The organism is Kerstersia sp. (assembly GCF_052103615.1).
Taxonomy (GTDB): domain Bacteria; phylum Pseudomonadota; class Gammaproteobacteria; order Burkholderiales; family Burkholderiaceae_B; genus Kerstersia.
In genome coordinates, this window is sequence record NZ_JBQEKA010000037.1 from 1 (window position 1) to 2,856 (window position 2,856).

Consider the following 2,856-nt stretch of genomic DNA (forward strand, 5'->3'; position numbering starts at 1 on the left):
GCTCAGGCCTTCGGGCTTTAGCGTTTGACTGTCCTACTTATGGGGGTCAGTTCAGGTGAAGGCAGCGGCTTTTTTTTATGTGTGGTGGCGAGGGCGGAATTGAAGTGGTGTGGGTTGTGGTGGGGGATTTTGATCAAGCTATCGCCGAAATTCTCTAATTTATTCAGGTGAAGTTGCTCGCTTTAGTAGCCTATAAACGCTGTTCAAGGCTTGAAGCAATAGTCGATAACCTCGTTGAATCCTACTTCCTCTCGCGAAAGCTTAACTTCTAGCTCGTCTAAGTACGCGACGCTAGGTAGCGTATCACACGCGGATATGTCAACTGAAAATCCGGCCGAATAGTTCTTGCCAATCCTAGAAAGCTCAGAACTTAACTGACACAAAATATTATCTCTGAGAAAAAGCTGGTTTTTCCTAAATCGGATAAGCCTGTGGCAATCAAAAAAATCGGAGCGCTTTGATGAGTCATATTTCCTACCGTTCCAGCCAGTTTCTCGGGTGGCGCGATACAAGGCCCATTCTTGAGTTTGATTCCATACGCTAAAATCGAAATAAGTTGTTGGGCTCGGGTTTTCGTGTGTGGCTATAGGATGGAAATTAGTTGCTTCGAACTGGTGTTTGTCAAGTACAGTTAGAACCCTGTTCTGTGCGGATAGCATGTGTTTGATCGAGGTGGGCATGTGGAATCGGATAATACCTTTAGAATCCAGCATTCTTAATTCTCTCGGAAACTCTTCATCGTCTTTATCCCAGTTTCTCTGAGTGCATTTCGGTAGCCATTGAAAATATTTATTAAATAGACGGAAAATTCTGTTTGGGCTTAGAGCACCAATGGCGATCATCTTTTTTTCATCATCATCATCTTCTTCATAGATAAAGTAATACGCTTTCCCATATCCAATCAGTGATCTTGCTATCTCCTCTATCAGATCTAGTATCGTCTCCTGAATTGAATGTCGCGAATACCTTGTCTTAACATTGCTGAGTAACCATTTCAGGATCTCTTCATTGTTCGAAACTATCTCGAATATGTTTTTGCGTCGATGATTAGTGTAGTGGAATAGCTTGGCAAAATCCTCGTCAAACATCCTGCGATTGAAGCTGGGACGACGTTCTTCTGTTTTGGCAAAAATTCTGTCTAATAGTCCGATTTTTTCTTCACAAAAGTGGCGTCGCTGCGAGGGTTCTCCGCTAGTAATCTTCATGATTCGCCTCTGCATCATTTTCCTGCAATGAACGAGCCAGTTCGGAAATCTGACGGTCAATTTCGAAATCTATTAGCTCAAGATGCGGCACAACTTGAGTAGCTAAAAATAGATGAGATGGGTCTGAGTGAGATCTTATAAACTCTCGGACGATTCTGTTTGGATGCTGTTGTGCTCGCCCCATACCAAACTGGTCTCCAAATCCATCATGTTCAGCACGATTTTCAAACGACATTTTCCACTTCGTTCTGATCATGTCTCGCGGTGAGGCGCTCATGCTGAAACTATGAGAATTTGATAATAATAATATCCGCTTAAAATAGGCCTGCCGATCTGGAGCACGCTCAATCCATTTTTCGAACTCTTTAAGGGCGTAGTTGGGCAATGCGGAGTTGTCGAAGTATGCGCCGTATAGAATGGAGAAACCTAAAATCGTTGATATGTCATTGAGGGACGTAGAAATTAAATGCAATCTGAATTCTTGTTCTACGTTTAATGATGGATCAACAAACTTCGAGTCTGATGCCAAAATTGCTAGAGCGAGGAACATAGGTAGGATTTTGCTAAGCGATCCAACATCGTTATTCTCGATCGCGCTAATGGCTGCTTCAGCTAATTCGAAATAAATCTGTCCGAAATGGTCGGGCAATTCGTCGTTGTGATTTTCCTCGAAAACATGTCCGACCATGGCACCACTGCCCAACATGGCGATTGCATCTCCACGGGCAGCAATGATTTTATCTGACATAGCAGCGGTATCAATCTGAGGTATGGCGTAGCAGTCCTCGCGATAATGAGCATATCGCTGGTATCTGGTCAGGAGTTCGCCTATCTCCTCCAACCTTCGAGGCAGTTTCCAATGGGTATGCAAACATCCTAAAACGACCTGCGTCGCAGCCTCAGTCATTTTAAATTTTGTAAGTGCTCGCGCAAATTCTGGAACCGTTTCTTGTAAGAAGTGGCAAATGGCGGGGAGAATATCTGCGTAATGCTTTAACAGTTTCTGGACTGTCAACTGTTGAACATATTTCGGCTTAGATAGCCGTCGACCTTCAATGTCTTTCTCAAAATCAATACGAACAATGATGAAGGAAAGTTCCACTTGCAAGAAAGCCGGAAGTCGACGAAGAGATTGTTCATTCCACTCGTCTGCGTTAAAGAACCGTTCGAGTTCTTTCTCGAATATGATCATCTTTCGGAGAGTTTCTAAGATTAGGTGACAGCCTAGGGCGGCCCAAGTGTCCGCCAAGCCTATCGTTAACTTTTTTGTCTCGCCATCCTTCACCGCGTTCAAAGCGGAAAAAGCCTGCTCAATAATTCTTTTGTAAATCATTAATTCTTGCATGCCAACGTCAAATTGAAGCTGTTCTGCATATGATGCGATGCGTGTTGAAAGGCGACTGATGAGGGTCAGAGCAAGATTCAAATCGCCTGCTTCAAATGCGAGTTCAACATGACACGCTAACTTGTCTGTAATCTCTTTTTCAAGCCACTGATGGTCTGGCTTTTCTTCAACGAGCATCTCTTGGTTGCTCATGTTTAGAGCCATTGACGTTGCACTGTCGCCTGCCAGAAACCATTGTTTGTGTTTGCGTCGTCTTGGAAACCAGTAGCTTCCTTGATCAATTGTGTGTTTCTTATGCAGGTAATG

At 43.7% G+C, this 2,856-nt stretch carries 2 protein-coding genes; both read right to left on the reverse strand.

Annotated elements, in window-relative coordinates:
* Positions 1-203: 203 nt before the first annotated feature.
* A complete protein-coding gene (locus ACTJGZ_RS09500) occupies positions 204-1,205 on the reverse strand; it encodes a hypothetical protein (protein WP_441662686.1) in 1,002 nt (333 codons plus the stop codon).
* Positions 1,192-2,856 (reverse strand): hypothetical protein (locus ACTJGZ_RS09505; protein WP_441662687.1); only part of this gene is annotated, 1,665 nt, incomplete at its 5' end. The genes ACTJGZ_RS09505 and ACTJGZ_RS09500, both read right to left, overlap by 14 nt.